Raw genomic sequence first — 24830 nt, 5'->3', positions numbered from 1 at the left:
CGTGCCGTCGGGCCATTTTTTGCCCGGCGGGTCATCTGGATTTCGCAAGTGAAGCAAAGGCTTACGCGGTCGCCTCTACTGTGCATGGGGTTGTTTTCGACGTTTTTGATGGGGCCAGCGCCGCCCTAATGGATCGCCGCGTACATGATCCTCTCCTCCGTGGCGTCGAGTGCCGAGAATTCCTCCACGACCTTGCCCTGGCGCGAGACCAGGATGCGGTCGGACAGCGCCATGATCTCGGGCAGATAGGACGAGATGACCACCACCGCCTTGCCCTCGTCGGCGAGCTGGTTGATCAGCTCGTGGATTTCGACGATGGCGCCGACGTCGACGCCGCGGGTCGGCTCGTCGAAGATGATCAGGTCCGGCTCCTGCACCAGCGATTTCGCGATCACGACTTTCTGCTGATTGCCGCCCGAGAGTTCGACCACCTTGGCGTGGTCGCCGATGGCGCGCACCCGGAGCTTCTCGATCCAGCTCTTGCCGACCGTGTCGGTCTCCCGCCGCGACAGCAGCATGCGGCCTCGCGGAAATTTCGACAGCAGGCCGAGATAGATGTTGCGCGCGATCGAGGACGTCTCGAAGAAGCCCTCGACCTTGCGGTCCTCGGTGACATAGGCGATGCCGGCCTTCACCGCCGGCGCCGGCACCCGGTAGCGCACCGGCTTGTCGTGCAGCAAAATCTCGCCGCCGTGGAAGAAGTCGCGCTTGAGCACCCCGGAGACGATCTTGAACGTCTCGGTGCGGCCCGCACCGACGAGGCCGAACACGCCGGTGATCTGGCCCGCGAACACCGACAGCGAATTGTTCTTCACCATCGGCGCCATCTTCAAATTCTGCACCGTGAGCACGCGCGCGCCGGCCGGCCGCACGGTGCTCTTGCGCGCGCCGTAGAGCGTGTTGGAGAGGTCGCGTCCGACCATGGCCTGCACGATCGCGGCGCGGTCGAATTTGGCGGCATCGTCGGTCACGACGTGCTTGCCGTCGCGCAGCACCGTGATGCGGTCGGCGAGCAGCAGTGCCTCTTCCAGCGCGTGCGAGATGAAGACGATGGAGACGCCGCGCTTCTTGAGGTCGCGGACGAGGTCGAAGAAGTATTTCTTCTCCTCCGGCGTCAGCGACGCGGTCGGCTCGTCGAAGATGATGACCTTGGCGCGGTGCAGAACCGCGCGCGCGATCTCCACCATCTGCTTCTTGGCCGCGCCGAGGCCGCTGACGGTCGCGGTCGGCGTGACATCGAAATTGAGCGACTGCAGGAACTGCTGCGCGGCGATGTAGATGCCGCGCAGGCGGTTGTAGAACTTCTCCTGCCCGAGAAACAAATTCTGCGCCACCGTCATGGTCGGCACCAGGCTGTTCTCCTGGAACACCATGGCGATGCCGAGATTGCGCGCCTCCAGCGGCGTCCGCGGCGCGACGTCCGCGCCGTCGACCGCCATGGTGCCAGAGGTCAGGGTCACCACGCCCGCCATCACCTTGGTCAGGGTGGATTTGCCGGCGCCGTTCTCGCCGACCAGCGCGTGGATCTCGCCGCGGCGGAGATCGAAGTCGACCCCGTCGATGGCGGGCACGCCGGCGTAAAGTTTCGTCGCCTTGCGCAGCGAGAGTGCGATGTCGCTCATGAGCTGAACTCCTCGGCAAGGCCGGCCAGCGGCAGCCGCAGCACGCGGCCCGGTCCCTTCGCGATCAGCACGAGATCGCCGCCCACCTCGATGGCCGCGACGACGCCGTGATTGATTCCGTCGACCCGGCTATGCAGCGAATAAAGCGGCTGGCCGTCGCCGTTGAGGCGGATGACGAGACCGTAGGAGCGCGGTGGCGCCCACGGCTTGATCACGCCCATGGTCTTGATGTGCGCGCCCTGCATCGGCTCCTTGAACGAGAGGCCCGAGCGCAAGCGCGGCGCGACCCAATAGGCCGGCTCGATCTCGGCCATCATGCGGCGGCGATAGGCCGGCTCGCGCAGCACGAACTCGATCAGCTGGGTGCGCGCCGTGAAGGCGGTGAGCCAGTAGCCGCCGCCAGACGCCTTCGACAGCCGCGATGGATAGACGGGCAGGTGAGCGAGCACGGTCCGCGGCGCCGCGCCCGGCGCGACCATCACCAGGCGATGACGCCAGCTCTCGCTAACCAGCGCGCCATTGCCATGCGCGCAGGCGCCGAAGGCATGGCCGAGTCCTTGCGCCAGCGGCGTCACGGTCTTGCTGGCGGGATCGAGCCTGAAGACGCGGCCGGTCCGGTTCAGCTCCATCAGGTCGCGCGCCCAGTCGTCGACATCGCATGTCGTCGAGCCATCTGTGGCGATCAGCGTGGCGTCGCCCGCCAGGGCCAGCGCATTGATCGCGTGGAAGGCGCTATCCGCAAACGTCACGCTCGGCTGCTCGGCCGTGGGATTTGCGTAAAGATGGACCTCACGCCCCCCGAGCGCGACGGCGAGGCTACCGCCGGGAAGGGCACACAGCGCAGAGATAGGCCGCTCGAAGCTGCGGACCTCCACCGCCGTGCTGTCATCCAGACGTAACAAGCGCTGGCCGTCCGCAATGAAGAGGTTGCTCCCATCGGTGGCGAGATCTTCGGGCCCCTCGCAGGTCAGCAGGGTTTCGGCGGATTCCAGCTTCTGGTTGGGTTTCAGCGCGCCGTCGAAGGACGGCACGGTGATGGTGGCGTCGCCGCGCCCGAGAAAGCGATTGGCGAAGTCCCTGACGGCGGTGATCACGACTGCTTCCCCCACCGCTTGTCGTACTGGACGAAGTTCGGATCGGCATTCTCCAGCTTGTAGCGGCCGATCCGGTTGTTGAGGATGCCGCCGAGATAGAGATAGCCGCGGTGCTCGCGCATCGAGGTGATCATCGGATGATTTTCGCCCCGCAGGTCCCAGAACGATTCGACGATTTTGCCCTGCTCGTTGAACTTGACCACGCAGCCGGTGTTGATGTTGGGGAATAGCCATTCGTCGACCGGCACGCGCTTGCCCATGCGGCGCCGGAAGCCCGGCATCTTCCAGGCGAGATCCAGCGAGGGGCTGCGCATGCCGACCAGCGCCAGCCAGTAATTGCCGTCGGAGGCGAGGTTGATGTTGTCGGGGTAGCCCGGCAGATTGTCCATGACGACCTCGACGTTCCCCTTCTTCGGGCCTGCGAAGTAATAGCGCTTGATCGAGCAGCCGAAGGTTTCGGCGAACAGGATCGACTGGCCGTCGCTGGCGACGCAGATGCCGTTCGGGAATTTGAGCCCGCGCAACTCGGTGCGCGTCACGCCTGTCTTGGTGTCGAAGGAGATGATGCGGCCATTGCCGCGCGCTTCGAGGCCGTCGATCGGCCACTCGTCCATCTCATAGCGCACGGTGGCTTCCGAGAAGAAGATCAGGCCGTCGTCGGTGATGTCCAAATCATCCGCAAGCCGCAGGCGGCTGTCGTCGTTGACCGAGCGCATGCTGCGGTTGGTCTCGTCGGTGGCCTTCTCCACGGTGCCGTCGGGCTTGATGCGGTAGAGGCCCATGCCGCCGATGCAGACGTAGAGATTGTCTTCGCGGTCGAAGGCCATGCCGAGCGGCTGGCCGCCGATATGGGCGAACACCTCCATCTTTTGATAGTCGGGGGCCAGGAAGCGCATGATGTCGCCGTGGCGCGAGCCTGCGTAGAGGTTGTCGTGCCGATCGAGGATGACGTCCTCCGGCGCCTCGATGCGGCCGAGGCCGATCGCCTCGACGTTGCGCAGCTTGTCGTTCTGCTCGAACGGGCCGCCTTGGCCGATCTCGGTCGGTGGAGGCGGCGGCAGCGCATGATAGGTGGGCGCGACATAGACCTTGCTGATGATGCGGGTCCGGTTCTTCTGCCAGCGGATATCGACCATGGCGGCGACGAGCAGGATGCCGGCGAGCGCCATCCGGTTGACGCCGCCGCGCGCGTTCATGGTGGTCAGGCCATTAGTGATCAGCAGCACGATCAGCACGCCCACCGCAGATTTCGCGACCGAGCCCTTGCCGCCGCCGAGCGTGATGCCGCCGAGCACCGTCGCGGTCAGCACGATGACTTCGAGGCCGACACCGATGTCGCCGCCGACGGTGCCGAGCCGCGACGCGAAGAACAGCGCGCCGATGCTGGTGAGCACGCCGCTCGCGACATAGCAGAGCGCGATGGTGCGGCGGACGGGGATGCCTGAATTGTACGCCGAGCGGCGCGAGCCGCCGATCGCGGTGATGTGCCAGCCGGGCCGCAGCCGCGTCAGGAAGATGTGCCCGAAGATGGCGATGACGATATAGACCAGCGCCACGGTCGGAACGCCGAACACGCTGCCGCCGCCGATGAAGTCCCATGACGGAATCTCGGGGAACGCCGATGCGATCGCGTTGGAATGGCGCTGGATCAAGAGATCATAGGCCGAGCGGTAGATGATCAGGGTGATCAGCGTGGTGATGAAGGCCCGCAGGCGCAGATATCCGATCAGCACGCCGTTGACTGCGCCGAGCAGAGCGCCGCAGAGCAGCGTGGCCGCCACCACCGCCGGCACCGGCCAGCCCAGCACGTCGAGGCAATACAGCGCGCAGAAATCGGTCAGCGCGAAGATCGAGCCGACGGACAGATCGATGCCGCCGACGATGACCACCAGCGCCAGCCCGAGCGCGATGAAGCCGATCTCTCCGGCTTGGCGCGCAGTGTCGGCGAGGCTCGCCGGGGACAGGAAGTTGTCGATGGATCGGCTGAGCGCGAGGCCAACGATCAGAAGAAGAATGACCGGGATGGCGGTCTCGGTCCACCGCTTGGACAGGATTTCGCCGAGGAGATGATCGGGCCAGTAGCGGTAACGCAGGCTTGTCAGGGTGTCGCGCATCGGCATTCCAGAACCTTGCAAGTTTCAGGACCGCGTCCCGGACGCGAGATCGCCCGGGACGCTTGGGTCTTGCGTCGCGACGACTATTTCTTGAGGTCGCTGAGATTCCAGCAGGCCATCTGACTGTCGGCGTTCTCCTTGGTGATCGGAATCAGCGTGGTGTATTCCGAGCCCTTGACGGAGCCGGGCTTGACGCCCGAGGACAGCAGCCACTTGATGGTGCCGGCCATCTGCGCGGCCTGGGTCGGCACGTCGTAGCTCATGTTGAGGTCGAACGCGCCTGACTTCACCAGCTCGCACGCGCCCTTGCGCTCGCCGCCGCCGGAGGTCGCCAGGAACACCTTGCCGGTGAGGCCGGCTTCCTTGACGGCCGCTGCCGTGCCGATGTCCATGCCGTCCCAGAAGCCGACGATGCCGCAGAGATCGGGATTCTGCTTCAGCACCGTCTGCGTGATCGCCTTGGCCTTGGCGGCGTCCCAATCTGCGGCCTGGCTGGACACCACCTTGATCTCCGGATGCTTGGCGAGCACGTTCTCGACGCCCTTGAGCGTATAGGCGCTCGCGGCCGCAGACAGCGCGCCCTGGATGATCGCGATCTTGTTCGACTTGCCCGCGCAGGCCTTGACCACGCCTTCGGTCTGGCGTTCGCCGATCTCGACCCAGTTGGCGCCGACGAAGGCGGAGCTGCGATAGGCCGAGCCCATGTTGATCTGGATGACGTAGATGCCTTCGTTCTCGGCGCGCTGCAGCAGCTTTGCGTAGGTCTGCACGTCGGGATTATGAACCACCATGACCGCCGGCTTCTCCGAGATCAGCGACGTCACGGCCTGTGCGCCGGCATTGGTGTTCCAGTTGGCATCGCGGATCACGAACTTGACGCCGAACGGCTCGAGCTCCTTCTTCAGGCCGGCATACCAGCCTTCGGTGAGGTCGAAGTTCATGGCGACCGGAACGTAAGCCACGGTCTTGCCGGCCAGCGCGTCCTTGAACGGCTTCTGGAACGGCTCGTCGAGGCCCTGCTGGGCGAGAGCGGGGGCGGTCATGGCCGCGAGACCCAGTGCTGCCGCGATTGCCTTTGTCGGGCTGCCGAAATGCTTCATAGCTTCCTCCTTGGTTGTGATTATCGTTGTTGTTTGGTCGTTCAGATGTCGCCTTGCTGTGCCGTTTCTTCGTTGCGCGGATTCAGGAAGGAGTCCGTGATGACGGCGAGCAGAAGCACCACGCCCTTGATGAGATTCTGGCCGGCATAGGAGATGTCCATGATGGTCATGCCGTTGAGCATCGTGCCGATCACGAGCGTGCCGATGACGACGTTCAGCACGCCGCCGCGTCCGCCCGACAGGCCGATGCCGCCGAGCACGACCACCAGGATGACGTCATAGATGAGGGTCGAGTTGAAGATGCGGGTCGGCATGGAATTGACGGACGCGGCCAGCACGAGGCCGGCGAAGCAGCCGATCAGAGCGGTGATCACATATTGCAGGACGATGATCGGACGGGAGGGGATGCCGGTCACGCGCGCGGCGAAAGGGTTGTCGCCGATCGCGTAGATGTAGGCGCCCCAGCGCGTCTGGCGCAGCAGGAAGGCGACCACGACGCAGGCGATCGCGAACATCACGATCGACGTCGGGATGCCGAGGATCGTGCCTTGTCCGAGCTTCTCGAAGCCATCCATGCCGGGGCTCCACTGCACGACGTCGAGCTGGAACAGCGCGGCCTGTCCGAGGCCGGCGAGAAGAAGGCCGGTTGCGAGCGTGGCGAACAGCGAGGGGACTTCGGCATAGGCGATCAGCCAGCCGTTGACGAGGCCGAAGGCGATCGTGAGCAGCACGGCCGTCAGCAGCGAAGCAGGCAGCGCGTGACCGTTCTGCACCATCTGCAAAACCAGCCCCGGCGGCACCGCAAGGGCTGCGATCAGCGAGATGTCGATGCCGCGGCCGATCACGACGATCGCCATGGCAAGGCCGAGGATGCCGAGCACCGCCACGTTTTGAAGCAGCGTCAGCATATTGTCGGTCGTCAGAAAGCCGCGCAGGAAGATCGAAAACACGAGGAACAGCAGAGTGAAGACAGCGAAGACGATTTCCTGCTGATTGAACCGAATGTGCTTCATCCCAGTCTTGCCTTTCTTCGACGCCGGCCTCTCGCGGGCCGCTACGACGGTCGGGTTTCTATGCGATAGGTCTGCGGGAGCGGCGTCAAGCTTTCTGTAAGAGCCTTCGCGCGATCCTGATCGTTGGAGTCCACGGAGATGTGGACAAGCGTGTTCAGCCTGGCGTCCTTGTCGACGCGAATGTCCGCCGCAATATCAGGACCGAAGATGCGGTCGATCTCGCTCCTGACCTTCTCCTGAACGGCGAGGTCGCGGAGCGTGGGCTTGAAGATCTTGCCGACCGCGGTGACCGGGAGCGCTTCGAGCAAAACGACGCGCTTCGGCCGCGCGGGCGGCTCGTTGACGTTGCGCTCGAGATGCTCGCGGAGCTGTGCGAGGTCGATGGTCTGCCCCGGCGACAGCACCACGAAGAGAATGGGCACTTCGCCGGCATAGGCGTCGGGCATGCCGACGGCCGAGCTCATCTGCACGCCGGGGAAGGCATTGGCGACGTCCTCGATGGCGGCGGGGTCGATGTTGTGACCGCTGCGCACGATCAGGTCCTTCTCGCGCCCGGTCAACACGAGCCGCTGATCCGCCGTGAGATAGCCGACGTCGCCGGTGACGACCCAATGGTCGTCGGTGAGCACGCCCTTGTTGTGGAGGGAATCGAGATAGCCGGGAAACACCTGCGGTCCCCTGGCGAGAACCAGGCCACTGGTGAGAGGCGGACATTCCGTTTTGAGCTCGGGATCATCGAGCGCGACGATCCTTGTCTGCGCAAACGGCGCCCTGAAGCCGACGCTGCCCTGCAGGGGCTCGCCGCGGCCGGGATTGAACGCGATTGCGGCTGCGGTTTCCGTCATGCCGTAGGTCTCGAACAGCGTGATCCCGGTGCGTGCCTGAAACCTCTCGCTGACGGCTTTTGGCGCCACGGCTCCGCCGGTCAGCGCCATGCGAACGCTGCTGACGTCGGAAGCGCCGATCGGCACTTCGGCAAGCGCAGCGATCGATGTCGGCACGCCGCTGACGATGGTCGCACCGAAGCGTTCCACGGTGTGCCAATAGTCGCGGATCGCATCCGGACTACGGAGGCTGTAGGGCGACGGAATGATCACATGGCCGCCGGCTGCGAGAATCGACAGACCGAGAGTCATGGTGCCGCCGACGTGAAACAGCGGAAAGCCGTTCACGGCGGCATCCAACTCATCCAGTCCATGAACCTGGGCAAAGCTCCAGGCCGCATGGATCTGGTTGCCATGGGTGAGGCGGACGAGCTTCGGCCGCCCGGTCGTTCCGCCGGTGTGGAAGAGGGCGCAAATCGCGTCGCGATCCGCCGAAGGTTGGAAGTCGAGCGTATCGCGCGTTGCCGCGATCGCCTCGTCGAAGTTTAGAAATCCTCCAGGCAGAGGAGCCTTTGCTCCGATCACGAAGATCGTCTTGAGTGACGGGACGCGCTTTACGACGTTGATCGCCTTGGCCCAGAGCGCGCGATCGGCTGCCTCGGACGCAACCACCAGCACCGTCGCATTCTGCGCCTCGATCAGATCGGCAATGGCATCTTCGTTCAGGAGATAATTGATCGAGCTGGCGACGCCCGCGACCTGCGCGCCGAGCAAGGCCGCAAACAGCGGCGGCAGGATCGGGCAGAGAAATGCGACCGTGCCGCCGCTCGCGCCGATCCCGTGCGACCTGAACAGATTGGCCGCACGCGTGATCTCTGCGAGCAATTGCCGGTGCGTCAGCGTCACATCGCCTGATACGCGCGAGCCCTTTGTCAGAACCGTCAGCGCAGGCCGATCGGGATGCAGGTGCGCGGTGACCTCGAACAGGTCGTGGAGATTGCGAGCGGGAACGAGGGAATCGTAAGGGCACTGCTCCAGCGCCTCGATGTCAGCGATGGTTTTGACAGGCCGGGTAAACCGCGTGGTGATGGGCTGCAAGCGAACGTTTCCCGCCTATCGCATTGACCGTTTTTTGTTCTTCATAGGCCACACGCCGGAACGCGGCTTGCTCCGGAGCGCAAAGCTTTTGCTTCTCCGCGCAAACCGGTCTTGCGTGTAGGCGGCGGCGATCTAGAATCTCGTTGCCCGGCCTGCTTGTGCGACGCACAAACGACGTTCATCATGGCCGTGCAACGAATGGGCGCGCGATGAACCTGGTATTCTCGACAGACGATCTGGAGCCGTCCAAGCGCTACGCCGCATGGCAGGGCGCGATCTGCGATGTCTACGTCCATGTCGACGTGAATGCCGAAGAGCGCTCCGACTATCACGGCTTCATCCGCGAGGCGCGGTTCGGCGCGGTTACGATGACGGACGTTCTCCTGTCCGAGCAGCGCATCTCGCGCCGCGAGCGGCACATCGCAAAGCTCGACAAGGATTGCTACTACGTCGAATTCGTCCAGCAGGGCCGGGTCAACGTGCTCCAGGCTAGCCAGACCCTGCTGTCGAACCCCGGCGTCAGCGCGATCTTTTCGGCCTCCGAGGCCTATGACCTCGAATGCATCGGCAGGGTGCGATCGCTCTATCTCGAAATCCCTCGTACGGAATTTTCGGCGCGCTTCAGCCAGGGGCGTCTGCCTGTGGTCACGACCATGGCAACGAGCCGCGGCCTGGGACGGATCGCCGCCGAGTTCTGCGCGACGCTTGCCGCGGAAGGCGCTGCGCTGGACGAGGCCGCAAGGACCCGGCTCGGTGGTGAGCTGATGGACGTGCTGGCGCTCGCGCTCGACATGGGCGAGCGGGACGAATTTTCGGAGGATGCGAGTGCGGCGCAGGCCCGGCTGCGCTCGGTCAAGGCCTGGATCGAGGCACACCTCACCGACGCGGATCTGTCGCTGGAGAAGATTGCCAAAAGCAATGGCGTGTCGCTCAGGCATCTGCATTATCTCTTCCGGCTCACCGATGTCTCGGTGTCCGAATGGATTCTGGATCGCCGTTTGCAGCGCTGTTACGACGTGTTGACGCGCCCGGAGCTGCGGTCGCTGTCGATCACCGAAGTCGCCTATCAGCTTGGCTTCAGCAGCTCGTCCTATTTCAGCACGGTGTTTCGCAGAAAGTTCGGCCACAGCCCGTCCGACTTGCGGCGGCGCTAGAGGTCTGATGTGCCGGAGCGGGCGCCTCGTCCTTCGAGACGACCGCTTCGCGGTCTCCTCAGGATGAGGCTTCGTTGCAGCGGTGTCCGTTGAATCGGCTGCCACATACTCCGCCCTCATCCTGAGGGCCCGCCAAAGGCGGGCGTCTCGAAGGATGGCCGCGGGGAGTTACTTCACCAGCGGGCAGCCGCCATCCTTCAGCGGACGGAACGCCTGGTCGGCGGGGACTTCGGCGAGCAGCTTGTAATAGTCCCACGGACCCTTGGATTCCTCGGGCTTCTTGACCTGGAACAAGTACATGCTGTGCACCATGCGGCCGTCCTCGCGCAGCACGCCGTTGTCGGTGAAGGCATCCTTGACCGGCAGCTCGCGCATCTTCGCCATCACGGTCTTGGTATCCCTGGTGCCAGCGGCCTGCACTGCCTTCAGGTAGTGCAGTGTCGCGCTATAGGTCGCGGCCTGGTTCATGGTCGGCATCCGCTTGATGCGCTCCTGAAAACGCTTGCCGAAGGCGCGGGTCTTGTCGTTGAGGTCCCAATAATAGGCCTCGGTGATGATCAGGCCTTGCGCGAGCTTCAGCCCCAGGCTGTGCACGTCGGAGATGAACATCACGATTGCAGCCAGGTTCTGCCCGCCCGCGACGATGCCGAACTCGCCGGCCTGCTTGATCGCGTTGATGGTGTCGCCGCCGCCATTGGCAAGCCCGATGATCTTGGCTTTGGAGGCCTGGGCCTGGAGCAGGAAGGACGAGAAATCAGCGGTGTTGAGCGGATGCTTGACGCTGCCGAGCACCTTGCCGCCGGCGGCCTTGACGACATCGCCGGTGTCGCGCTCGACCGAATGGCCGAACACGTAGTCGGCGGTGAGGAAGAACCAGCTGTCGCCGCCGTTCTTGACGATGGCGCCGCCGACGGTGCGGGCGTTGGCATAGGTGTCGTAGGTCCAGTGCGCCGTGTAGGGCGAGCAGGACTTTCCGGTGATGTCGGAGCTTGCCGCATCCGTCACGATCATGATCTTCTCATACTGCTTCGACAGCTCCATCACCGCGAGCGCGGTGGCTGAGGTCGGCAGGTCGATGATCATGTCGACGCCCTCGGTCTCCCACCATTTGCGGGCGATGGTGGAGGCGACGTCGGGCTTGTTGAGCACGTCGGCCGCCATCATCTCGATCGGCTTGCCGAACATCTGTCCGCCGAAATCCTCGATCGCCATCCTGGTGGCCTCGACGTTCCCCTGGCCGCCGATGTCGGAATAGACCGAGGAGAAGTCGGAGAGCACGCCGATCTTGAGCGGGGTCTGCTGGGCAGAGGCCGGGACGGTCAGGGCAGCCGACAGCAAGCCGGCGGCAGACACGAGTGCTGCGATAGGTCTCATGGATACGTTTCCTCTTGGGTGGGACTATGCTGTCCCTTTGTCCGACAAAGTTAGAGCGGGGTTCCGAAGGAGTCAATTTGCTGCGTATGCGGCATGAATGACGCAGTTTGACGCGCTCTCGGGTCGCTCCTATAGTTTGTCGGACAATCGCCATTTAGGAGTTATCTTGCCCCTCGCGCCGCTCTTCCGTCCGATCGATGTCGCGCCGGCCTATCAGAAAGTCGCCGATGCCATCGAGCGTGAGATCGTCAACGGCCGCATCAAGCCGGGCGATCCCATCGGCACCGAGCACGACCTCGTCCGCCAGTTCGGCGTCAATCGCTCGACCATTCGCGAAGGCATTCGCGTGCTGGAGGAGGGCGGGCTGATCAGCCGCGATTCCTCGCGCCGTCTGCACGCCTGCTTGCCGCGCTACAGCAAGCTGACGAGCCGGCTCAGCCGCGCGCTGGTGTTGCATGAGGTGACGTTTCGCGAGCTCTATGAGGCCTCGATGACGCTGGAGGTGGCGGGCATCGAAGGCGCGGTGGAGCGGGCGACCGAAGAGAACCTCGCCGAGCTCGATGACAATCTCCTGCGCAGCGAAGCCGTGGTTGGTGATCCCGCGGCGCTGGCGGAATGCGACGCTGAATTCCACGTGCTGGTCGCAAAGGCCTCGCAGAACCGTGTGCTTCAGCTCGCGCGCGAGCCGGCGGCGCAGCTGTTCTATCCGACCACCGAGATGATCGTGACCGGCGTGGCCGAAGGCGGCCCGCGCCTCGTTGCCGCGCATCGCCATCTCATCGAGGCCATCCGCGGCCGCGACCGCGAGGCCGGTGTGCTGTGGACGCGCCGCCATCTGCAGGACTGGCGCCGTGGCTTCGAAAAGATCGCCTCACTCGATCGGTCCGTCGAGCACATGTACATGGAGCACGCGCAGGCGGCCCGGCACAGATAGCCGCCGCGCAAGACGCAAGATTTCAAACAAAAAGTCGAACAAGACCAAGACATCACACGGAGGGACACATGACCGGCGACCTGGCTGCCACCATCTCGAAAGCGCGCGAGCATTCCATCGGCGACCTCCTGCGCCGCTCCGCAGGCCGCGAGCCGAACAAGCTGGCGGTGAGCTGCGGCAATGTCAGCTGGAGCTTCGCGGAGATGGATGCGATCTGCAACCGGCTTGGTCGCGGCCTGCTTGGCCTCGGCGTAAAGAAGGGCGATCGTCTCGCCGTGCTCTCGCGCAATTCGCACGCCTTCGCCGCTCTGCGCTTCGCGCTGGCGCGGATCGGTGCCGTGCTGGTGCCGATCAACTTCATGCTGAATCCGGACGAGATCAACTTCATCCTGAAGAGCTCCGGCGCAAAGCTGCTCGCGACGGGGCCTGACTTCGTCGAGCCCGCGCGTGCGGCCAGCGCCAGGGATTGCGCGGTCGAAAAGATGATCTGGCTGCCGGGCGAGGATCCCGTCACGGCACCCGCAGGCCTCACCACCTTCGACGATCTGCTGGATGCCGACGGCTCGTACCTGGAGGCGTCGGTCGACAGCCGCGACCTCGCGCAGATCGTCTACACCAGCGGCACGGAATCCCTGCCCAAGGGCGCGATGCTCACCCATGAGGCGGTGATGTGGCAGTATGTCAGCTGCGTCATCGACGGCGGCATGAGCGTGGACGACAAGTTTTTGCATGCACTGCCGCTCTATCATTGCGCCCAGCTCGACGTCTTCCTGGGGCCGCAAATCTATCTCGGCGCCTCCGGCGTCATCACGGGCAAGCCGACCGCCGACAACATTCTGGCGCTGATCCAGGCCCACAAGATCACCTCCTTCTTCGCGCCGCCGACGATCTGGATCGCGATGCTGCGCTCGCCGAATTTCGACAAGACCGATCTGTCGACGCTTCAGAAGGGCTATTACGGCGCCTCGATCATGCCGGTGGAGGTCTTGCTTGAACTCCAGCGCCGCTTGCCGAATGTCAAGTTCTGGAATTTCTACGGCCAGACCGAGATCGCGCCGCTGGCGACCGTGCTGCGGCCCGAGGACCAGCTGCGCAAGGCCGGCTCGGCCGGCAAGCCCGTCCTCAATGTCGAGACCCGCGTGGTCAACACGGCGATGGAGGACGTGAAGGTCGGCGAGGTTGGCGAGATCGTGCACCGTTCGCCGCATCTGCTGTCCGGCTATTACAACGATCCCGTCAAGACCGCAGCGGCGTTCACCGGGGGCTGGTTTCACTCCGGCGATCTCGCCACCGTCGATGACGAGGGCCACATCACCGTGGTCGATCGCGTCAAGGACATGATCAAGACCGGCGGCGAGAATGTCGCGAGCCGCGAGGTCGAGGAGATGGTCTACCGCATTCCCGCCGTGTCGGAAGTTGCCGTGGTCGGCCTGCCCGATCCGCGCTGGATCGAGGCGGTGACCGCGATCGTCGTGGTCAAGACCGGCGAGAAGCTGGACGAGGATTCCGTCATCAAGCATTGCGCCGGCCAGATGGCGCATTTCAAGGTGCCCAAGCGTGTGATCTTCGTCGATGCCCTGCCGAAGAATCCGAGCGGCAAGCTGCTCAAGCGCGAGCTGCGCCAGCGCTTCGTCGGCGGTGAGACGCTCGACAAGGCGGTTCAGAAGAGTTTTGGCACCTGACCGGGCGATCGCCATGAAAGCCTGGCAGGTTGCGCGCGACTGGTCGATCGAGGGGATGGAGCTGGCCGATCTGCCCGAGCCCGTGGCGGGACCGGGCCAGGTCGCGGTGCGGATGACGGCGGCGTCGCTGAATTTTCGCGACCTGCTGACGATCCAGGGCAAGGGCGGCGTCACCAGACTGCCGCTGATTCCGTTCTCCGATGGTGCGGGCGAGGTGATCGCTGTCGGCGGCGGCGTGACCCGCGTTGCGGTCGGCGATCGCGTCTGTCCGATGTTCTTCCAGTCCTGGATCGACGGGAAGGTCTCGGCAACCAGTCGCCGTTACGCGCTCGGCGGCACGCGGCCGGGCGTGCTGCAGGAGACGATGGTGCTCGACGCCGAGGGCGTCAGCCGGATCCCGTCGCATTTGTCCTTCCAGGAAGCGGCGACGTTGCCCTGCGCCGGGCTCACGGCGTGGCGCGCGTTGTTCGAAGAGGCAAGAGTGCAGCCCGGCGACACCGTGCTGGTGCAGGGCACCGGCGGCGTGTCGATCTTCGCACTGCAATTTGCAAAGCTCGCCGGCGCAAGCGTGATCGTGACCTCGTCGAGCGACGAGAAGCTCGAACGCGCCAGGGCGCTCGGCGCGGACCACACCATCAACTACCGCTCAGTGCCGGAATGGGGCAAGGCCGCAGCCGAGTGGACCGGCGGCGGTGTCGACCATGTCGTCGAGGTTGGCGGCAAGGATACGTTCTCGCAATCGCTCGAAGCGGCGCGCGTCGGCGGCACCATTCTGGTGATCGGCGTGCTCTCGGGCTTCTCGCAGCAGATCGCGATCCCGAGCCTGTTCTCCAAGAATTTGCACGTCATCGGCCTCTCCGTCGGCAGCCGTCGGATGTTCGAGGGAATGACGGCTGCAATCGGGCGCAACGCGATGAAGCCCGTGATCGACCGCGTGTTCGGCTTCGACGCCGTGCCCGATGCGCTGCGGCTCATGCAGCAGGGCGGTCATTTCGGCAAGATCGTTGTGGAGTTTGCCTAGTTTGGCTCGTTGGAAAGCTTCCTGACGTCGTCCGGTGTCCGTCCGAAGCGGCGGCGGAACGCGCGATGGAAGTAGGAGACGTCGTGAAACCCGGCGAGATGCGCGATCTCGATGATCTTGCGCGTGCGCAGGTTCGGATTTCGAAGCAGCCGTTCCGCGCGCAGCAGCCGCTGCTCCAACACGAAGCCGCTATAGGTGATACCGGCCTGCTCGAACAGCAGCTGGATGGTGCGCGGACTAACCCGGTGCGCCGCCGACAGCACGGTGAGCGACAGCGCGGGGTCGTCCAGCTGCGCCAGGATGTCGGATTTGAGGGTTTCGAGACGCGCCGCCGCAAGGCCGCGCATCCGGGCCTCCTCGGCGACATCGCCGCGCGCTCCGATCATCAGCACGGCGAGATCGAACAGATGCTGCGAGACGGCGTCCAGCTCCGCGGGCCCGAGCTTGTCAGCGTAGGCATGCGCGAGGTCGTAATACCGCAAGAACATCGACGAGATCGGATTGGCGCCCGAAATCGACTGCGCAATCATATCCTCGGCGTTCGGGCATGCCCGCAGCAGCGCCTTGCGCGGCAGCAGGGCGGTCTGGAAATTGCCGTGCGCCGTCTGGGTGATGCAGGCGCCCTTGATCGAGGGATCGCCGATCGTGATATCGCCGGCCGCGATCTCCAGCGGGCGTTTTCCCATCGCCCCGCTCAACGCCGAATTGGGCGACATCGTGATCACCAATTCATCGTTCGTCCCCAGCGATACGAAAGACATCGGCGTGCCAAACGAGGCCGAGAGCCTGAGGCGGGGAAGGACGGCCGGCGAAATGGTCCGGTGAACCCGGCCTTCTCCAACCGGAACGAAATCGACATTCGCCACCTGACGGCAAAATTGCTCGCGCCATCGTTGGTAGGCCAGGCCGTTCGGGTCGCCGTCGAATGAGAGTTGAGGCTGGGTCATCGATCGGGAAGCACGGGTGTGTTGGCGATTTCCGGCAGGTTGTATCGCGAGGCCGATGCCCCGCAACGGCAAAAGCGCGGAATTGCGTGATAAACCACTCGCGACGGCGCACAGAGACCGTGACCAGGTGCCGCAGCCGGATATCAGGGGCAGTTCGTGCGGCGCCGTCCGAGCGGTTGCCTGCCTCAATACTTCTTCACGACCGCGCCGAAGGCCAGCCATAGCGCTATCGATGCGAGTCCGAAGCCGCCGAGCAGCAGGAAGGTCGGGCCGTAGCCGATCCACTGGGTGATCCAGCCGCCGAGCGCGGGGCTCAGGCTGGCGCCGATGCCCTGCACGGTGATGACGGCGCCCTGGCCGAGATTGATGCGGCCGGTGCCGTCGAGCGAGCGCGCGATCATGCCCGGCACGGCGACCGTTTGAATGCCGGTGCCGATACCATCGAGCACCTGCATCGGAATCACACCCCACCATCCCGTGACGAAGAACGCGAGCACGCCGCGGATCGGCAGAAACATGAAGGACACCAGGATCACCGGCCAGTAGTTGCGCTTGCCCGCGACCTGCATGGCGACCAGCGACGTCACGACCATCACGCCCTGCGCAATGACGACGGTGGTCGCAACGAAGCTCGGGCCATTGGCCTGTCCCTCGGCCACCGCCGCAAGGCCATAGAGCGGGACGATCGCGGCATTGCCGAGATGGAAGAGGGCGAGCGCGAGCGCCAGCACCAGCAGCGGCTTGTGCTTGAGCAGGACGGACATGCCTTCCGGCGGGTTCTTGCTCTCGTCCTCCTTGCCGCCGCGGGCCTGGCGATCGTCGATAGAGTTGGCGGGGATCATCAGCACGCAGGCGATCGCGATGGCGCCGAACACGGCCGCCAGGATGAACACGGAGACATAGCCGTATTTGTAGCCGAGGTAGCCCGACAGCGCCGCGCCGACCATGTTGCCCGCGTGGTTGAAGGCCTGGTTGCGCCCGTTCAGCGCATTGAAGCCCTTTTGCTTGGCGATACCGAGGGTGATGCCCGTGACCGCCGGCACGATCGCGGCGCTCGCCAGCGATTGCGCGACCTGCGAGAACGTCACCGCCCAGAAATTCTGCGAGATCAGGATGATCGCAGACGCAAGCACGACGCAGATGCCGGGAATGACGACCCAGAGCCGCTTGTTACGGCTGGAATCGATGAAGCCGCCGATCGGCGTCGTCACCAGCATGCCGGCGACATTGCCGATCGTCAGCGCCGTGCCGATCAGTCCGGTTGCCCAGCCGCGCTCCTGAAGGAACACGCCGACGAACGGCCCGATGCCCGACTGCATGTCGGCCATGAAGAAGTTGACGGCGTAAAGGGGCCAGATGCGGGACGGGGAGCGCGATGTCATCGAGACGCTGAACGACGGCCGGCTGATTGGTCTCGTGCGAGCAGGGCTGACAAGACGGGCTGACATGACCGGCCAACTGGCGCCGGAGCGGACCGGAAAGTAACATGCGCTCATCATGATGGTTCCTCCGGACTTGCGATTGGAGGACCGCGATGCCGTCATGGTGTCCCCGTTCTGCCTTCAGGATCACGACCATGCCTCTCTGGACCTGCGAAACCTGCGGTGCGCAATTTCCGGACGGCGCAAATCCGCCCGCCGCGTGCCCGATCTGCGAGGACGAGCGACAATATGTGAACTGGAAGGGGCAGACGTTCCTCACGCGCGAGGTGCTGGCGGAGCGCCATCGCCTTGTCTGGCGCGACGATCTCGGCCTCGCCGGCATCGCGCTTGAGCCAGGCTTCGCCATCGGCCAGCGTGCGTTGCTGGTCCCCGATGGCGGGGGATGCGTGATGTGGGACTGCATTCCGTTGGCGACGCCGGAGGCGATCGCGCATGTGCGCTCGCTCGGCGGATTGAAGGCGATCGCGATCTCGCACCCGCATTACTATGGCGCGCTCGCCGACTGGAGCGAGGCGTTCGGCGACGTGCCGGTCTTTCTGCATGCCGACGATCGCCAGTGGGTGACGCGGCCGCACGCCTCGATCGTGCACTGGAGCGGCGATCAGCAGCGCATCTCGGACGATGTGACGTTGTTGCGCACCGGTGGCCATTTCGCAGGCGCCACCATGCTGCATCATGCGCGCGGTGCGGATGGCAAGGGCGCGCTGCTCACGGGCGACATCGCGCAGGTGACGATGGATCGCCGCTTCCTCAGCTTCATGTATTCCTATCCGAACTACATGCCGCTCAATGCAGCCGCGGTGCGGCGGATCGCGGCTGCCGTGCAGCCGCTCGCCTTCGATCGCATCTACGGCGCCTGGTGGGGCCGCAACATCGCCACCGGCGCCAAGGCTGCGTTCGCGGCGTCGGTCGAGCGATACATCGCGGCCATCGCCTGACAGGCAGAATTCCCGTTGCCTTGAATTATTAAATGTACTATATGTACAGTTATTAGGCGCGGCGCAACGATGCGTTTGCTGGTCCGGCACGAACGATGCATCGTTGCTGCGGCGGGCGCGTTCTGTGGCCGCGAGCGGAGTTGGACGGATGACGGGGCAGCGCGACTACGAGATCTTCGAGGCTGGCGACGTCACGCTTCAGTCGGGTGCCGTCTTCCCGGCGATGAAGCTGGCCTACCAGACCTACGGCACGCTGAGCCCGGCCAAAGACAACGTCATCCTCTATCCGACCTCCTTCAGCGCGCAGCACTTCGACACCGAATGGCTGATCGGGCCTGATGGCGTGCTCGATCCCACACGTTACTTCATCGTCATTCCGAACCTGTTCGGCAATGGCCTGTCGTCCTCGCCGTCCAACTCCGGCGTGCCATTCCCGCAAGTCAGCTATCACGATGCCGTTGCGGTTCAGCACCGGTTGCTCACCGAACGCTTCGGCATCACAAAGCTCGCGCTGGTCTATGGCTGGTCGATGGGCGGCATGCAGACCTATCACTGGGCGGCGCTGCATCCCGATATGGTCGCGCGGGCCGCCGTGGTCTGCGGCAGCGCGCGATGCGCGCCTTACAACCATGTCTTCCTCGAAAGCGTGAAGGCAGCTCTCACAGGCGATCCGGCCTTCCGCGACGGCCGCTTCGTCGAAAAGCCCGTTGCCGGTTATCGCGCCATGGGCCGCGTCTATGCCGGCTGGGCGATGTCGCACGGCTTCTATCGCGACGAACTCTGGCGCGAAGCGGGCTTCAGCTCGCTGGAGGATTATCTCGTCGGCGTCTGGGACACGACGTTTGCGCGTCGTGATGCCAACGATCTGCTGGCGCAGGCCGGTATATGGCAGCGCGGCGACATCAGCCGCTGCGATGCTTTCGGCGGCGATCTCGACCGCGCGCTCGGCGCCATCAAGGCGCATATGCTGCTGATGCCCGGCGCCACCGACCGTTATTTCGACGTCCGCGACAACGAGGACGAACTTCCCCGGCTGGTCAACGCGACATCGGCCGTGCTGCATCCGATCCCGTCGCTGCATGGCCATCGCGCCGGCAATCCCGTCAACAATCCGCGCGACGCGGCCTTCCTCAAGGCCGAAGTGGCGGCGCTTCTCAGCAAGTAAGGCAGGCATTCCATGATGACTGACGCGACCGTTTCAGAGTCCGGCCACCGCCTGAAGCCACTGAGCCCCGCCATGCTGCGCGAATTGTCGGTGCGCTCGAACCTCAGGGGCGCGGCGCAAAGTTTCGGCCATTACGGCATGATCGTATTGGTTGGCGCGCTGATTGGGATAGTGACGTCCCGCCATGGCGTGCTCTGGGCGCTGCCGCTGATGGCGGCGCAGGGCTATCTCGTCGCCTTCCTGTTCATGGCGGTGCACGAGACCGCGCACAAGACGGCTTTCAAAAGCCGGGGCCTCAACCTCGCAGTCGGCTATCTCTCGGGCTTCATCATCGGATTGCCGTACGAATATTATTGCCTGTTTCACTGGGATCATCACCGCTACACCCAGGATCCCGACAAGGACCCGGAGTTGATCGTCGGTGTGAAGCCTGTAACCGATACGCAACTCGCGATCGCCTATAGCGGGCTGCTCCAGGTCGCCGGACGACTCCGGCTGATGCTCGGCCATGCCGTCACCGGCAAGGTCGTCGTGCCCTGGATTCCCGAGACCAAGCGCGCCACCATCGTCACCGAGGCGCGCACCTATGTCGCGGTCTATGCGCTGTTGCTCGCGCTGTCGCTGTGGTTCGCCTCGGCGCTGCTGCTCTGGGTCTGGATCGTGCCCTTGATCATCGGGCAGTTCTTCCTGCGACCCTATCTTTATGCCGAGCATACCGGCTGCGAGCAGACCCGCAGCGCGTTCCAGAACACCCGCACCACCTATACCGGTGCGGTGGTCAAATGGTTCGCGTGGAACATGCCCTACCATGTCGAGCACCACGCCTATCCCTCGATCCCGTTTCACGCGCTGCCGAAGCTGAACGAGATCGTCGACGGCGAGATCGTCTATCGCGGCCGTGGCTACATCAGGACGACGCGCGAGACCTGGGCCTGGTTTCGCCGGCATCGGCAGATTGGTTAACTCAACGCAAAACTCCGGCCGCAGCGCGGCCGGAGCTTTGTCGAGGACGCCTGGTATCAGTAGATCCCGTAGGCGCAGACATTCACGACGCGAACACGCATGCCGTGACGGGTCCGGACGAGACGTTCCTGGTAGCAGTTGCTGACGCCGGTGTTGAGGTAGATGCCGCCGCCGTAGCCCCAGCCGTGATTCCAGTGATGATGAGGATAGAAGCCGCCGGCCGACGCCGCGGTGGGCGCGAGAGCGGCGACGCCGAGCGAGCCGGCAGCGATCAGACCAAGAGCAAGCTTACGAAACATTTTCATTCTCCAGTGTGGCGGGAAGCCGTTGTTGTGTCCCTGCATCTTCGGTCGGGCTGAGATGCGAACGCGTTCACAGGGGATCAGGAGAATCGTGTTTCAGGACTGTTTCGTGGGCTGCGGCGTAGTGCCCGAGTTCAGGCTTTCTGCGCCACCCGCTTTGCGGCCTGCAACGGTGCGCGATAACGCGCAGCGATCGCCTCAGTCATCTCCGCCATCTTCTCGCGCAAGTCAGCGGGCTCCAGCACTTCGGCCTCGGACCCGAGCCGCAGCAATTCGGACGCGGCATGCCATGAGGTCTTCCCGGTCGGCACCCTCGCGATGCGCCATCCATCCGCATCGACGGTGTCCTCAAGCAGCGTGCGCGCCCTGACGTAAGGCTGGCTCAACGCATCCAGCAGTTTGACGCCGAACGGCGACAGCCGGACGACCGCGACATTGGGATGCATCTCGGCTTCGAGGCGCAGCGTCGCGGCCTGCCAGTAGGCGGCGAGATCGAACGCGGCGGGACGGTCGAAGCGATGCTCGAGCGTGGTGCAGTCGAGCACGCGCGCGATGCGATAGGTGCGCACGCTGCCGTCGACCTGGCCTGCGAGGTACCAGCTGCCGCCCTTCAGCACGAGGCCGAGCGGAGCGACGCGGCGCTGCTTTTCCGCGCGCCAGCTCTGATAGCGGATCTTGATCAGCGTCCCGCGCAGCGCCGCGCCGGCGATGGTGCGCAGATGCTTTGGCTCCTCCGCCTCGCCGAACCAGCCCGGTGCATCCAAGTGAAAGCGTTCCTGCATCCGTCCGGCCTCTTCGCGCAAGTTCGCAGGCAGCGCGGCCATCAGCTTGTTCTGCGCGGCGATCATTGCCGCATCGAGGCCGAGCGCCGCGGCGGGGCCCGGCAGTCCGGCCAGAAACAGTGCGCCTGCTTCGCTCTGCGACAGTCCGTTCAACCGCACGCGATAGCCGTCGAGCAGGCGATAGCCGCCCTCCGCGCCGCGATCGGCGTAAACAGGAACGCCGGAGGCCGCGAGCGCGTCGATGTCGCGATAGATCGTGCGCACCGAGACCTCGCAGGCCTCGGCCAATTCAGGCGCGGTGACCTGCCCCCTGGCCTGGAGGGTGGTGAGGATCGACATCATCCGGCTCGCGCGCATGATCTCTTAAACCATACCTGACACAGGATGTCAGGTATGGTCCGCTACAACCACCATCGCCAGCAGGCCAGATGGAGACAAGCCATGACCGACCCGAACCGCATCACCCTGTATTATTCGCCCCAGACGCGCGCCACCGGCACGCGGGTGCTGCTGGAGGAGCTCGGCGCGCCCTATGATCTCCATGTCCTCAACATGAAGGCCGGCGAGCAGCGCCAGGACGCTTTTCTCGCCATCAATCCGCTCGGCAAGGTGCCGGCGATCCACCAGCGCGGAGAGCTCGTGACCGAGCAGGTCGCCATCACCATCTATCTTGCCGACCTGTTTCCGCAGGCGGGGCTGACACCCGCGCTGAACGATCCGTTGCGCGGTCCTTATCTGCGCTGGATCGCCTATTACGGCTCGTCGTTCGAACCGGCCCTGATCGACAAGTTCATGCAGCGCGAGCCGGCGCCGATCACGCAATCGCCCTATGCCGATTACGACACCATGCTGGGCGCGCTCGAGACGCAATTGTCGAAGGGGCCGTATCTGCTCGGCGAGCGCATGACGGCGGCGGATATCTTGTGGGGTGTTGCGTTCAGCTGGACGATGATGTTCGGTATCGTGCCGAAGAAGGATGTTTTTGTGCGCTATGCCGAACGCATGACCTCGCGGCCAGCGTTCCAGCGCATCAATGCGGCGGATGATGAGATGGCCGCGCAGCATGCGGCGGCTATTGGCAGCTGAGTTGCCGCCTCAATCTCCGCTGTCGTCCCGGGGCGCGCAAAGCGCGAACCCGGGACCCATAACCACAGGAAGATGTGGTTACGGGAATTCGGAGTGACGCTTCTGCGCAACAAGTTCGCCTGTGGTTATGGGTCCCGGATCTGCGCTTCGCTTGTCCGGGACGACAGCGGAGTGTGAGGCACCCTCAAAACCGTGGCGCTCTCTTCTCCCCGAACGCCTTGATGCCTTCCTTGATCTCGTCACCGCGCATGCTGTCGCGGTGGCGCTGGTCGGCAGCCAGCTCATCGAGCTCGCCGCGGGCGAATTCGTTGATGGCGCGCTTCATACCGGCCATCGCCTGCGGCGCGTTGCCGGCGAGGATGCCTGCGAGCTTGTCGACCTCTTCGTCCAGCAGCTCCACCGGCACCATCGCAGTGAGATAGCCGATCCGCAGCATCTCGGGCGCGCTGATCTTCTGTGCGGTCAGGAACAGCTTCTTTGCGTTGTCGACGCCGAGCCGCGTCACGTAGCGTTTGATGCCGCTCCGGTAATAATGCAGCCCGAGCCGCGCCGCGGGCATGAACATCTCGGCGGTTTCGACGCCGATGCGGAAATCGCAGGCAAGCGCGAGATCGGTCGAACCGCCATAGACACCGCCATTGAGCCGGCAGATCGTCGGTACGCCCAGATCCTCCAGCCGATTGACGACCACCTCGAACGCGGAGCCCGCGCTCTGCTGCTCGTTGGCGCTCACTGCCCGCTCGGCCACCGAATTGAGGTCGTAGCCTGCCGAGAAGGCGCGCCCGGTGCCCGTCAGCACCAGCACGCGAATCGCCGGGTCGGCTTCGATCCGATCGAACAGTTTGACGAGTTCGCCGAGATCCTCTGCCTGAAGCCTGTTGAGATGCTTCGGCCGGTTGAGGCGGATGGTGGCGCGGGCGCCGGTGATTTCGAGCACGGGGCTGGATGCCGCGTCGGTGATGTCCGACATTCTTGTCTCCATTTACTTGTTTTCGAGCGTGCGGCGTTTGGCTTCCGCATCGATGGTCTCGGCGAGATCCGGATGCCGCGCCATCAGCACGCGGAAGTCGACGAGGTCGAGCACCAGCAGCCGCGACACTTTCGTGGTCGAGACATTGGCGCCGCGCAGATTGTTGCCGAGCAGTGCCATCTCGCCGAAGAAGGCGCCTTCGCCGAGCTGTACCTTCTTGCCGGGCAGGTCGACCTCGACCTCGCCGGCGGCGATGAAATACATGCAGTCGCCCTGCGCACCCTTGCGGATGATCATGGTGCGCGCCGGCAGCTCCATGGTTCGCAGCATGTGGGTGACGTCGGCGATGGCGGCGGGCCCGAGCGCTGCGAAGAACGGCACCTTGCTGACGGCTTCCCAGGTCTTGAGGAAATTGTCGCGCCTTGTCTCGGCCGCGAATCCGGTCGCCAGGATACCGGTCCAGAGCCCGAACACGCCGAGGCCCGAGATCATCACCATCGCCGCGACCATGCGCCCGAGCGGCGTCACCGGCACGACATCGCCATAGCCCGTCGTCGTCAAGGTCGCGACCGCCCACCACAGCGCGGCCGGCACGCTGCCGAAGGTCTGAGGCTGCACGTCCCGTTCGAGAAAATATTCGGCCACGGAGGCGAGGAAGACCACCATCAGGAAGATCACGAGCACGCTGACCAGCGGTCCCGATTCCAGCACCAGCACACGGCGCAGCTGCCGCAGGCCCGGAATGCCCGGCACCACCTTCAACACCCAGAGCACGCTGAGCAGCCAGGCCGTTTTCGGCTCGACGCCGAGCAGCAGCGCGATCGGCACGGCCAGCGCGCCGGCCGCATCGACGATGCCGGCGGAGGAGGACATGTAGAGCGGCAGGCGCCCCGTTCCCGCCATGTGGCGTAGCCTGACCACCCATTCGAACACGAAATAGACGAGGCAGGCTCCCAGCAGGGCATCGACCCAGCGATGCGCCGTCTCATAGGCCGGATTGACCGTCAGCAGCACCATGCTGAGCACGCCAACGGTCACAGCCACGTAAGCCGCCTTGGTCATGTTGCGGCCGGCCGTAGCGGCCACGAACTGGGCCAGAGCGGGAATCAGCGGCTTGGACATGCGGGAAGGCGGGCTCGATCTGGTTTCGTGGCCCGGGAGGGGCCTTGTTCCCAAAGTGCCCGCCCGGGCATGGGTCGTCAACG

The 24830-nt window shown here is 64.5% G+C and carries 21 protein-coding genes; 8 read left to right on the top strand and 13 right to left on the bottom strand.

Annotated elements, in window-relative coordinates; genetic code table 11:
• Positions 1 to 125: 125 nt before the first annotated feature.
• The 6 genes from AB7532_RS32155 to AB7532_RS32130 form a co-directional block, all read right to left on the bottom strand.
• Positions 126 to 1622, bottom strand: coding sequence for a sugar ABC transporter ATP-binding protein (locus tag AB7532_RS32155; protein ID WP_441238676.1), 1497 nt, complete (start codon positions 1620 to 1622; stop codon positions 126 to 128).
• A complete protein-coding gene (locus AB7532_RS32150; RefSeq protein ID WP_441238675.1) occupies positions 1619 to 2716 on the bottom strand; it encodes a hypothetical protein in 1098 nt (365 codons plus the stop codon). The genes AB7532_RS32155 and AB7532_RS32150 overlap by 4 nt, the downstream gene beginning before the upstream one ends.
• A complete protein-coding gene (locus tag AB7532_RS32145; protein ID WP_441238674.1) occupies positions 2713 to 4836 on the bottom strand; it encodes an ABC transporter permease subunit in 2124 nt (707 codons plus the stop codon). Before AB7532_RS32145 ends, AB7532_RS32150 begins: the two co-directional genes overlap by 4 nt.
• Positions 4837 to 4913: 77 nt before the next feature.
• On the bottom strand, positions 4914 to 5930 hold the full coding sequence (locus AB7532_RS32140; protein ID WP_441238673.1) for a sugar ABC transporter substrate-binding protein: 1017 nt from the start codon (positions 5928 to 5930) through the stop codon (positions 4914 to 4916).
• Between the two features lie 41 nt (positions 5931 to 5971).
• Complete coding sequence (locus AB7532_RS32135; protein WP_441238672.1) at positions 5972 to 6943, bottom strand: ABC transporter permease; 972 nt, start codon at positions 6941 to 6943, stop codon at positions 5972 to 5974.
• Between the two features lie 41 nt (positions 6944 to 6984).
• A complete protein-coding gene (locus AB7532_RS32130; RefSeq protein ID WP_441238671.1) occupies positions 6985 to 8865 on the bottom strand; it encodes an AMP-binding protein in 1881 nt (626 codons plus the stop codon).
• Between the two features lie 209 nt (positions 8866 to 9074).
• Here AB7532_RS32130 and AB7532_RS32125 point away from each other — a divergent pair, with 209 nt between their 5' ends.
• Entirely contained in the window at positions 9075 to 10019 is a 945-nt protein-coding gene (locus AB7532_RS32125) for a helix-turn-helix domain-containing protein (RefSeq protein ID WP_441238670.1), read from the top strand.
• A 168-nt stretch (positions 10020 to 10187) separates the two neighbouring features.
• Here the strand turns inward: AB7532_RS32125 and AB7532_RS32120 are convergent, their stop codons facing one another.
• Positions 10188 to 11393: an ABC transporter substrate-binding protein gene (locus AB7532_RS32120; protein ID WP_441238669.1), complete on the bottom strand. Its 1206-nt coding sequence runs from the start codon at positions 11391 to 11393 to the stop codon at positions 10188 to 10190.
• Between the two features lie 166 nt (positions 11394 to 11559).
• Here AB7532_RS32120 and AB7532_RS32115 point away from each other — a divergent pair, with 166 nt between their 5' ends.
• The 3 genes from AB7532_RS32115 (at position 11560) to AB7532_RS32105 (ending at position 15030) form a co-directional block, all read left to right on the top strand.
• Positions 11560 to 12327, top strand: a complete 768-nt coding sequence (locus tag AB7532_RS32115; protein WP_441238668.1) for a FadR/GntR family transcriptional regulator — start codon at positions 11560 to 11562, stop codon at positions 12325 to 12327.
• Positions 12328 to 12395: 68 nt separating this feature from the next.
• The gene (locus tag AB7532_RS32110) at positions 12396 to 14009 is read left to right on the top strand and encodes an acyl-CoA synthetase (RefSeq protein ID WP_441238667.1); all 1614 of its coding nucleotides are present in this window, start codon (positions 12396 to 12398) and stop codon (positions 14007 to 14009) included.
• Positions 14010 to 14022: 13 nt separating this feature from the next.
• A complete protein-coding gene (locus AB7532_RS32105) occupies positions 14023 to 15030 on the top strand; it encodes a zinc-dependent alcohol dehydrogenase family protein (RefSeq protein WP_441238666.1) in 1008 nt (335 codons plus the stop codon).
• Here the strand turns inward: AB7532_RS32105 and AB7532_RS32100 are convergent.
• Positions 15027 to 16199 carry an AraC family transcriptional regulator gene (locus AB7532_RS32100; RefSeq protein ID WP_441238665.1) on the bottom strand — a complete coding sequence of 391 codons (1173 nt, stop codon included), beginning with the start codon at positions 16197 to 16199 and terminating at the stop codon, positions 15027 to 15029. The two genes, AB7532_RS32105 and AB7532_RS32100, sit on opposite strands and share 4 nt — an antisense overlap.
• The gene (locus AB7532_RS32095; RefSeq protein WP_441238664.1) at positions 16163 to 17359 is read right to left on the bottom strand and encodes an MFS transporter; all 1197 of its coding nucleotides are present in this window, start codon (positions 17357 to 17359) and stop codon (positions 16163 to 16165) included. Before AB7532_RS32095 ends, AB7532_RS32100 begins: the two co-directional genes overlap by 37 nt.
• Before the next feature lie 194 nt (positions 17360 to 17553).
• Between AB7532_RS32095 and AB7532_RS32090 the strand changes: the two genes are divergently transcribed.
• From AB7532_RS32090 to AB7532_RS32080, 3 genes are all read left to right on the top strand, one after another.
• Complete coding sequence (locus AB7532_RS32090; protein WP_441238663.1) at positions 17554 to 18357, top strand: MBL fold metallo-hydrolase; 804 nt, start codon at positions 17554 to 17556, stop codon at positions 18355 to 18357.
• A 148-nt stretch (positions 18358 to 18505) separates the two neighbouring features.
• The gene (locus AB7532_RS32085) at positions 18506 to 19522 is read left to right on the top strand and encodes an alpha/beta fold hydrolase (protein ID WP_441238662.1); all 1017 of its coding nucleotides are present in this window, start codon (positions 18506 to 18508) and stop codon (positions 19520 to 19522) included.
• A gap of 15 nt (positions 19523 to 19537) precedes the next feature.
• Positions 19538 to 20485: a fatty acid desaturase gene (locus tag AB7532_RS32080; RefSeq protein WP_441239397.1), complete on the top strand. Its 948-nt coding sequence runs from the start codon at positions 19538 to 19540 to the stop codon at positions 20483 to 20485.
• A gap of 56 nt (positions 20486 to 20541) precedes the next feature.
• Here the strand turns inward: AB7532_RS32080 and AB7532_RS32075 are convergent, their stop codons facing one another.
• On the bottom strand, positions 20542 to 20784 hold the full coding sequence (locus tag AB7532_RS32075) for a hypothetical protein (RefSeq protein ID WP_441238661.1): 243 nt from the start codon (positions 20782 to 20784) through the stop codon (positions 20542 to 20544).
• A gap of 137 nt (positions 20785 to 20921) precedes the next feature.
• Positions 20922 to 21926, bottom strand: coding sequence for a helix-turn-helix transcriptional regulator (locus tag AB7532_RS32070; RefSeq protein ID WP_441238660.1), 1005 nt, complete (start codon positions 21924 to 21926; stop codon positions 20922 to 20924).
• 84 nt (positions 21927 to 22010) lie between these two features.
• Here AB7532_RS32070 and AB7532_RS32065 point away from each other — a divergent pair, with 84 nt between their 5' ends.
• Positions 22011 to 22655 carry a glutathione S-transferase family protein gene (locus tag AB7532_RS32065; protein WP_441238659.1) on the top strand — a complete coding sequence of 215 codons (645 nt, stop codon included), beginning with the start codon at positions 22011 to 22013 and terminating at the stop codon, positions 22653 to 22655.
• A gap of 184 nt (positions 22656 to 22839) precedes the next feature.
• Here the strand turns inward: AB7532_RS32065 and AB7532_RS32060 are convergent, their stop codons facing one another.
• Both AB7532_RS32060 and AB7532_RS32055 read right to left on the bottom strand, forming a co-directional pair.
• Positions 22840 to 23625, bottom strand: a complete 786-nt coding sequence (locus AB7532_RS32060) for an enoyl-CoA hydratase/isomerase family protein (protein ID WP_441238658.1) — start codon at positions 23623 to 23625, stop codon at positions 22840 to 22842.
• Positions 23626 to 23637: 12 nt separating this feature from the next.
• Positions 23638 to 24747: a cyclic nucleotide-gated ion channel gene (locus tag AB7532_RS32055; protein ID WP_441238657.1), complete on the bottom strand. Its 1110-nt coding sequence runs from the start codon at positions 24745 to 24747 to the stop codon at positions 23638 to 23640.
• Positions 24748 to 24830: the final 83 nt, after the last annotated feature.

Source organism: Bradyrhizobium sp. 930_D9_N1_4, from assembly GCF_052076015.1.
In the GTDB taxonomy this organism is placed as follows: Bacteria; Pseudomonadota; Alphaproteobacteria; order Rhizobiales; family Xanthobacteraceae; genus Bradyrhizobium.
The sequence above is the reverse complement of the archived record's forward strand: the minus strand, read 5'-3'. Positions and strand labels throughout refer to the sequence as shown.

Coding starts and splice junctions, on each gene's coding strand:
- AB7532_RS32155 (WP_441238676.1), bottom strand. CDS start 1,622: ATGAGCGACATCGCACTCTCGCTGCGCAAGGCGACGAAACTTTACGCC.
- AB7532_RS32145 (WP_441238674.1), bottom strand. CDS start 4,836: ATGCCGATGCGCGACACCCTGACAAGCCTGCGTTACCGCTACTGGCCC.
- AB7532_RS32140 (WP_441238673.1), bottom strand. CDS start 5,930: ATGAAGCATTTCGGCAGCCCGACAAAGGCAATCGCGGCAGCACTGGGT.
- AB7532_RS32135 (WP_441238672.1), bottom strand. CDS start 6,943: ATGAAGCACATTCGGTTCAATCAGCAGGAAATCGTCTTCGCTGTCTTC.
- AB7532_RS32125 (WP_441238670.1), top strand. CDS start 9,075: ATGAACCTGGTATTCTCGACAGACGATCTGGAGCCGTCCAAGCGCTAC.
- AB7532_RS32120 (WP_441238669.1), bottom strand. CDS start 11,393: ATGAGACCTATCGCAGCACTCGTGTCTGCCGCCGGCTTGCTGTCGGCT.
- AB7532_RS32110 (WP_441238667.1), top strand. CDS start 12,396: ATGACCGGCGACCTGGCTGCCACCATCTCGAAAGCGCGCGAGCATTCC.
- AB7532_RS32105 (WP_441238666.1), top strand. CDS start 14,023: ATGAAAGCCTGGCAGGTTGCGCGCGACTGGTCGATCGAGGGGATGGAG.
- AB7532_RS32100 (WP_441238665.1), bottom strand. CDS start 16,199: ATGGCTGGCCTTCGGCGCGGTCGTGAAGAAGTATTGAGGCAGGCAACC.
- AB7532_RS32095 (WP_441238664.1), bottom strand. CDS start 17,359: ATGACATCGCGCTCCCCGTCCCGCATCTGGCCCCTTTACGCCGTCAAC.
- AB7532_RS32090 (WP_441238663.1), top strand. CDS start 17,554: ATGCCTCTCTGGACCTGCGAAACCTGCGGTGCGCAATTTCCGGACGGC.
- AB7532_RS32085 (WP_441238662.1), top strand. CDS start 18,506: ATGACGGGGCAGCGCGACTACGAGATCTTCGAGGCTGGCGACGTCACG.
- AB7532_RS32080 (WP_441239397.1), top strand. CDS start 19,538: ATGACTGACGCGACCGTTTCAGAGTCCGGCCACCGCCTGAAGCCACTG.
- AB7532_RS32075 (WP_441238661.1), bottom strand. CDS start 20,784: ATGTTTCGTAAGCTTGCTCTTGGTCTGATCGCTGCCGGCTCGCTCGGC.
- AB7532_RS32070 (WP_441238660.1), bottom strand. CDS start 21,926: ATGCGCGCGAGCCGGATGATGTCGATCCTCACCACCCTCCAGGCCAGG.
- AB7532_RS32065 (WP_441238659.1), top strand. CDS start 22,011: ATGACCGACCCGAACCGCATCACCCTGTATTATTCGCCCCAGACGCGC.
- AB7532_RS32060 (WP_441238658.1), bottom strand. CDS start 23,625: ATGTCGGACATCACCGACGCGGCATCCAGCCCCGTGCTCGAAATCACC.
- AB7532_RS32055 (WP_441238657.1), bottom strand. CDS start 24,747: ATGTCCAAGCCGCTGATTCCCGCTCTGGCCCAGTTCGTGGCCGCTACG.